7 protein-coding genes and 1 pseudogene are annotated in these 6,340 nt (G+C 58.5%); 3 read left to right on the top strand and 5 right to left on the bottom strand.

Translation table 11 applies throughout. From position 1 onward, the window contains the following. Positions 1-192 (bottom strand): ATP-binding protein (locus QCE79_RS36690; protein ID WP_309851842.1); only part of this gene is annotated, 192 nt, incomplete at its 3' end. A gap of 74 nt (positions 193-266) precedes the next feature. Between QCE79_RS36690 and QCE79_RS36685 the strand changes: the two genes are divergently transcribed. Next, complete coding sequence (locus QCE79_RS36685; RefSeq protein WP_309853335.1) at positions 267-761, top strand: ProQ/FinO family protein; 495 nt, start codon at positions 267-269, stop codon at positions 759-761. Positions 762-971: 210 nt separating this feature from the next. On the opposite strand, the gene QCE79_RS36680 is transcribed toward QCE79_RS36685, so the two are convergent. The 3 genes from QCE79_RS36680 to QCE79_RS36670 all read right to left on the bottom strand — a co-directional run bounded on the left by QCE79_RS36680 (position 972) and on the right by QCE79_RS36670 (position 2,824). Then, positions 972-1,463, bottom strand: coding sequence for a hypothetical protein (locus QCE79_RS36680; RefSeq protein ID WP_309853333.1), 492 nt, complete (start codon positions 1,461-1,463; stop codon positions 972-974). A 235-nt stretch (positions 1,464-1,698) separates the two neighbouring features. Beyond that, complete coding sequence (locus QCE79_RS36675) at positions 1,699-2,586, bottom strand: HAMP domain-containing sensor histidine kinase (RefSeq protein WP_309853331.1); 888 nt, start codon at positions 2,584-2,586, stop codon at positions 1,699-1,701. Next, complete coding sequence (locus QCE79_RS36670) at positions 2,576-2,824, bottom strand: hypothetical protein (RefSeq protein ID WP_309853329.1); 249 nt, start codon at positions 2,822-2,824, stop codon at positions 2,576-2,578. Before QCE79_RS36670 ends, QCE79_RS36675 begins: the two co-directional genes overlap by 11 nt. Positions 2,825-2,857: 33 nt before the next feature. On the opposite strand from QCE79_RS36670, the gene QCE79_RS36665 reads away from it, so the two are divergent. Further along, a complete protein-coding gene (locus QCE79_RS36665) occupies positions 2,858-3,346 on the top strand; it encodes a response regulator (protein ID WP_309853327.1) in 489 nt (162 codons plus the stop codon). A 286-nt stretch (positions 3,347-3,632) separates the two neighbouring features. Continuing rightward, positions 3,633-4,668 (top strand): annotated as a pseudogene (locus QCE79_RS36660) (IS110 family transposase). 308 nt (positions 4,669-4,976) lie between these two features. Here QCE79_RS36660 and QCE79_RS36655 read toward each other — a convergent pair. Next, complete coding sequence (locus QCE79_RS36655; RefSeq protein ID WP_309853325.1) at positions 4,977-6,242, bottom strand: IS256 family transposase; 1,266 nt, start codon at positions 6,240-6,242, stop codon at positions 4,977-4,979. Between the last annotated feature and the right edge of the window lie 98 nt (positions 6,243-6,340).

Genomic DNA, 6,340 nt, shown 5'->3' with positions numbered 1-6,340 from the left:
CGCGCGGCGCATGCGGGCGTCGAGCTTTCGATGATCGCGCCGTGCGATCTCGTCCTGGATAAGCAACGTCAGGAAATCGGTATAGGCGAGCTTACGGTCGATGGCTTCACGGTTGCGTGCTTCGAGCGTGTCGAGGATGCCGGACAGTCGCAATTGCTTAAGAGAAGACGTGAGTTCGGGAATTGGATTCATGTTCATCGTTATTTCGCTATTGGCGATGTATAAGCTGACTGGCAAAATTTGATTAATTAATTGGGACACGTACGATGGGATTCGAACAACTTGCGGTGCTGAAGGCGCAGTTTAAGCAAGACGCCAAGGTTGACAAGGCCACTTCACGCGGGACGTCATCGACAGAAGCCGACGAGCGGCACGCCAACCCATTGACGAAGCTTCCGAGAACCTCTGCCGACGCAGCAGAAGGCGCGGTTATCATTCTGCAGAGGCGTTTTCCCCGCGCCTTTCCGCCGAATTCCGCATCAAAAATCCCTCTCAAGGTAGGGATACTTAAGGACGCGCTTGTCCAAGCGGCGGCGCTCGGGTTGAGTGAGCGAGACGTCCGTAACGGGATAAAACTCTGGTGCCGCGGTCAACGTTATTGGACCTGCCTGACCGAAGGCAGCGTGCGCGTGGACCTTACTGGCGCAAAGGCTGGAATTGTTTCGGCTGCCGAAGCTGGATACGGCGTAACTCAGGAGAGGACCAGGCTCGCCTGTAGACAAGATCGGATTGCGAGAAGCGGTCATAGGCAGCCACGTTAAAGGCTCGCATGCGATCACGTTGTGTTTCGCGCGACCGCCGCGCAACCCCCTTCTTCTGGGCCACATGTTCGACGAGCCGACCGAAATGGGTGGATGTCTCTGTCCATCCTCGGGATTTCCAGACGTCGATTGCCGTCTTCGAATTGCACTCCGTGCGGAAAACGTAACACTTGGGATTGTCGATCGGTCATTGCGTCAGTTCTAGCGGGGTTACAAGCCGTCACTCAATCTGATCGTCAGCCTCCTCGTCCGCGCGAGGCTGCGCTTCCTTGCTACCAACATGCAGTCGACCTTATCGAATGCGGCGACGATCGTGTGCAAGCGCGTCTCGCGCATTTGCCTGTCGTACTCGTTGACGATTTCGTTCAGTTGGTCGATGAGCCGTCGCGCATATTCGCATGTTTCATCGGCGCTGCCGGCGGCCATGACTCGCGCCATGCGTCGTCTTGCCTCTTGAAGCAACGAGAGCGGCAACAGCCCGTGACCGTCTTCGGTGGGGAATTCGCATAGAAGCACGATCGAGGACATCTGAAGCAAAGCGGCCCTATCGCCTCTTCCCGTCCGTATTGACTCAAATGCGATGCGCGCCTGCCGGTTCAGTTGGCTTGCGTGTTCATTGCTTAAAGGGAGATACAGACGCTTGTTCTGCCGGTTGCGAATTGGCTTTCTTCCGCTCGAGCTTTGTTTCTTGGATACAGCCATACAGCGATTCGGTCCATGGGAGGCGTCAGCGCGACGCACAGGAAATTCTGGAACGAGACGGCCGCACTTATCACGAATTACGCTTGGGCGGCTCGATGTCCGCACTTCACCAGCCTCGACGCTCAGCACTTCGAGCGACAAGCGCGGCCATCCCCGTCCATGAACGGAAGGATCCCAAAAGGCCGACGGGATGATGCCGCCCAGTCGGGCGGGCATCGTTTAGGCGCGGTTAGCGTTAAGGGCTTGACCCTGCAACTCTTGGGATTGTTACCGTAAATGCCGTCTTGGCTTCGTTCGACTCGACGTCGATGTTTCCGTTATGCGCTTGTGCAATGATGCGACAGATGTACAGTCCCAGCCCCATGCCGGACGAAACACGTTTTTGCTCGCGTGACGCGCTAGCGCGGGTCAACGGCTCAAACAGCGTTGGCAATGCATCAGCTGGAATCGGCGAGCCTTCGTTCGCGACTTTCAGTACGACCTGATGATCATCGCCGCCGACGCTCAGGCAAATGGATCCGGATCCATGGTTGACGGCGTTGGTGAGAAGATTGACGATTAGCTGGCTGAGCTTCGCGCCGTCCCAAAATCCACCCAGTTCGCCCGTCGCCTCCAGCTCGATTTGAGCGTTCGGGCAGGCGGATTGAACCTCGTCGACCGCGTTTCGACAAATACGGCCAAAATCTTGCTGGGTCGGATCGATTGGCAGCTTATCGCCCAAACGCGTGCGCGTATAAACGAAAAGATCGTCGATCATGGTTTTCACGCGCTCCGCACTGCGTTGCAGATTCGCGCCGGCTCGCAAGCTGGTAGGCGACAGATGCTCGTCACGCAGGATTGAGTATGTAGACGCCATGATGGCGCCTACTGGCGAGCGTAGGTCGTGCGCCAGGATGCCGGCGAACATATCTCGAAGGCGTTCCGTGCGTGCCGCGAACTGCCCGACAGACTCTGCGAGCATCTGATCGATAGCTTCGTTGAAGCGGATCATTTGCTCGAACGCGGCCGCGTCAAGCGGCCCGTGGTCCTGCCATCTGCGCAGCACGCTCGCTCGAAGGGCGCGAAATTCGGCGACCAGCGCGTTAATGCCGAAGCCTTGCGAGAGCCGGTCATTAGCATGCACACGTCCAATTTTTAAACATCGAATTGGGTAGGGCTGGTTCCCTTGACTTTGCTTCCTGTTGCTCCCGACTTTGCATCTCGCGCATGTCGATCGCGATGCCGGCGAGTAGCTCGCGTGCCGAATCGCGCAGTTGGGTGTCGTTTAAGTGGCCGTCCTGTGGACTGACGGCTCGCGCATACGCCGTCCAGTCGTCAACCAGCACATCGAAACTCGCTTCAATGAAGTCCGATAGAGTCATAAGGGTCGTCTGTTGATCCGTCATGAGCGGAGAATGGCCGACTTCGCCCCGAGTCGGAATAATCGTTGCTACGCGCAAATAAAACTTCGGGGATTGTTCGTGGAGCCTCTTCTTACCTCGCGATGGACCGATCGCACCGTTGCTAACCGTCACCCTACCGCCCTGCGTTTGCTTGTCGTTGACGATTATCGCGTGGGAGCCGACGCAATTACTGCGGTCCTGCTGAGCGAAGGCTATGACGTGCGCTGCGTCCTCAGCGGCGATGCCGCACTCAAGCTAATCGATCACTGGATTCCCGACATTGCACTGCTCGACATCAATATGCCCGGGATGGACGGCTTCGAGCTAGCCAGGCGTCTGCGCGAGCTGCATTCAATGAGGGACACCGCCCTCGTCGCGTTCACCTCCCAAGATGAACGCGTCACCCGTTCTGCGGGCGTACAAGTCGGCTTCGACGCTTATTGTCAAAAAACCGGAACGACCGGAGTGCTGCTGCGGTTGCTTGTACGAATAACACATTAACGGAGTCACCCTTGTCTGCACTAGCATAGCGGATCCTGACATGCCTTCCTTTCGGCGAGACGACAACCCGCGCAGGGCTGCATCGTCGCCTTATGGACGCGGGCATTGCTCGCAGTGCTCGCCAACTGCTCGGGTGCGTTGATTCTGTACTGACCAGTTGCGATCTTCTAGAGTGGTGCCCGAGCTATCGTCAAGAGTAATGGAATGGACGCCCCCATCCGAAACGGCATCGATGTGCCAAAGTGGAAGTGTCAATGCAACCACTTGAATGAGGGGAGCGTTCATCATGAAGGTTACGACAGTTGGCATCGATCTGGCGAAAGAACGTTTCTTCCGTCCATGGTGTGAATGAGCACGGCCGAACTGTTCTGAGGAAAGTGCTCAAGCGGAATCACGTTGCGGAGTTCTTCGCCAACCTTCCGGCCTGTGTGATCGGGATGGAGGCATGTGCTAGCGCACACTACTGGGCTCGCAAACTGCAGGCCATGGGTCACACAGTAAGATTAATCGCACCCCAGTTTGTCAAACCGTACGTGAAGACGAACAAGAATGACGCGGCCGATGCCGAAGCAATCTGCGAGGCAGTCGCGCGACCGAACATGCGTTTCGTGCCAGTTAAGACCATCGAGCAGCAATCGGTGTTGTCGCTGCATCGCGTACGCGAGGGTTTTGTCCGGGCACGAACGGCGCAGGCCAACCAGATTCGCGGACTGCTCGCTGAATTCGGGATCGCTGTTCCAAAGGGAATCGGGTATCTCAATCGTCAGGTACCTGAGCTGATAGAAGATGCGGAAAACGAACTAACAGGCTCGTTTCGATTGCTCATCCAGCGCCTCATGGACCATCTGAAGGAGCTTGACAGGCAGGTCCGGGAGCTCGAGGCGCAGATTCAGGCCTGGCACCGTAGTGACGACACGAGTCGACGGCTCGCGCGTGTCCCGGGCATCGGGCCACTTACCGCAAGCGCGCTTGTCGCATCTGTCGGTGACGCGAAGAGCTTCCGGAACTCCCGGCAGCTTGCGGCGTGGCTCGGTCTGGTACCCCGACAGAACTCCAGCGGCGGCAAGAACGTGCTGCTTGGAATCAGTAAGCGCGGTGATACCTACCTGCGAACATTGCTGATCCACGGCGCGCGCTCGCTGCTGCAGGTTGCCAAACGCAAGGAATGCAAGGGCGGCTGGCTGAGTGGCCTGCTGCAGCGGCGGAACGCGAATGTCGCCGCCGTCGCGATCGCGAATAAGAATGCGCGGATCGTCTGGGCGCTGTTGGTCCACGGCCGCGAGTTTCACCCTGATTACCACGCGCCTGCAGCGACCGCGTAACCATCTGCCGCATGCTTACCGCTCAACAGCCAGCAGGAGACTACAGCCGATTGCTCAGGCGATCATGACGTGATGGCGAGACAGGTTAGACCGTGGCTGGGAAACTCTGGGTACACCAATGTGCGCGAAAGCACGCAAGAGTGATGAGAGTCCGGCCAGCATATTCCATCAGGGACAGCCGGCCGTGGGCCGGATGGCGAAGTCCGGATGCATGGCTGCAATCATTACCTGCCCGACGTTACGAACGAGAGCTTGGCAAGCCGGGGGCGTCCATGCATGGTGTATGGGCAGCTTGATAGCGTTCGACTTCAGGCGGCGAGTTTCTGCTGAACCGTTTGATCGCCTTGCACCGGTTCGCCGTCCCTGAAGGCAATGCCCTCCAGCAACAGCTTGATCTGTTCGGGGCCGTTGATACGGCGCCAGGTTTTCTCGGCTTCCTCGATCAGCTTGAATGCCAGACCGAGGAAGGTTGGTCGCGACACGCAGTTGCGGGTGCGAGTCGTCCGGTGGCGCACGGTCGCGAATGTCGACTCAATCGCATTGGTCGTGCGCAAATGCTGCCAGTGCTCGGCGGGGAAGTCGTAAAACGACAGCAGGCTCTCCCGGTCCTTCTTCAGCGTTTCGGTCGCCTTCGGATATTTCGCGGCGTAGACCGTCACGAAACGATCGAACGCGGCATACGCATCGGCGCGCGTCGCGGCCATCCAAATCGCCTGCAGGTCGGCCTTCGCATGCCCCTGCTGCGACTTCGGCAGCGCGTTGAGCACGTTGCCCATCTTGTGGAACCAGCAGCGCTGGCCGCGCGTTGCCGGAAACACTTCCTCCAGTGCAGCCCAGAAGCCCATCGCGCCGTCGCCGACTGCCAGCAGCGGGCCGGCCTGCAAGCCACGCGTTTTCAGGTCAAGTAGCAGCTCCTGCCAGGACGCCTTCGACTCCCGATACCCGCCGCCGATTGCCACACGCTCCTTGCGTCCATTTGGCCTCACGCCGATGATCACCAACAGGCACTGGCCGTCCGAATTCTCGCTACGCAGGCCGGTGTGAATGCCGTCGACCCACCAGTACACGTAGCGCGATGTCGACAGATCCCGCCGGTTCCAGTTGGCGTGCTCGTCGGCCCATTGCGCCTTCAGACGGCTCACCACGTTGGCCGACAACCCCTTGGCGTCCTCGCCCAGCAGCACGCTCAGTGCCTCGCTCATGTCGCCCGTCGAGATGCCCTTCAGATACAGCCACGGCAGCAAAGCACTCACTCGCGGCGACTTCCGCACATATGGCGGCACGATCGATGAATTGAACTTCACGCCTGATCCTGAACGATCGCGAACCTTGGGGACCTTCACGGCAATCGGGCCGGCCGCCGTCAATACCTCGCGCTCCGGCAAATAGCCATTGCGCACCACCGCGCGCTGCCCGTGCAACGTCTTGACGTTTTCGAACCGCTCCAACAGCGCCGTCAGCTCCGCTTCGATCGCCTGTTGAATCACCTGCCGGGCTCCGCGACGGACCAATTCGTCCAGACCCAGACCGGTTTCCGATAGACCGACAACCGCTTTTTCAGTAAACTTGTTCATGGTGGATGGTTTGTTGTTTGCTGGTTTCCGACTTCGACAATCAGATTCTCAGCTAAAACCTCCACCGCCTTCAATCTCCCGCCTCAACTCCCCCGTAC

The sequence above is a fragment of the Caballeronia sp. LZ003 genome (assembly GCF_031451465.1).
Lineage (GTDB): Bacteria > Pseudomonadota > Gammaproteobacteria > Burkholderiales > Burkholderiaceae > Caballeronia.
The sequence above is the reverse complement of the archived record's forward strand: the minus strand, read 5'-3'. Positions and strand labels throughout refer to the sequence as shown.

Bases quoted from the DNA above. Each gene is read 5' to 3' on its own strand.
- QCE79_RS36665 (WP_309853327.1), top strand. From the start codon at position 2,858: ATGGCCGACTTCGCCCCGAGTCGGAATAATCGTTGCTACGCGCAAATA.
- QCE79_RS36685 (WP_309853335.1), top strand. From the start codon at position 267: ATGGGATTCGAACAACTTGCGGTGCTGAAGGCGCAGTTTAAGCAAGAC.
- QCE79_RS36680 (WP_309853333.1), bottom strand. From the start codon at position 1,463: ATGGCTGTATCCAAGAAACAAAGCTCGAGCGGAAGAAAGCCAATTCGC.
- QCE79_RS36670 (WP_309853329.1), bottom strand. From the start codon at position 2,824: ATGACTCTATCGGACTTCATTGAAGCGAGTTTCGATGTGCTGGTTGAC.
- QCE79_RS36655 (WP_309853325.1), bottom strand. From the start codon at position 6,242: ATGAACAAGTTTACTGAAAAAGCGGTTGTCGGTCTATCGGAAACCGGT.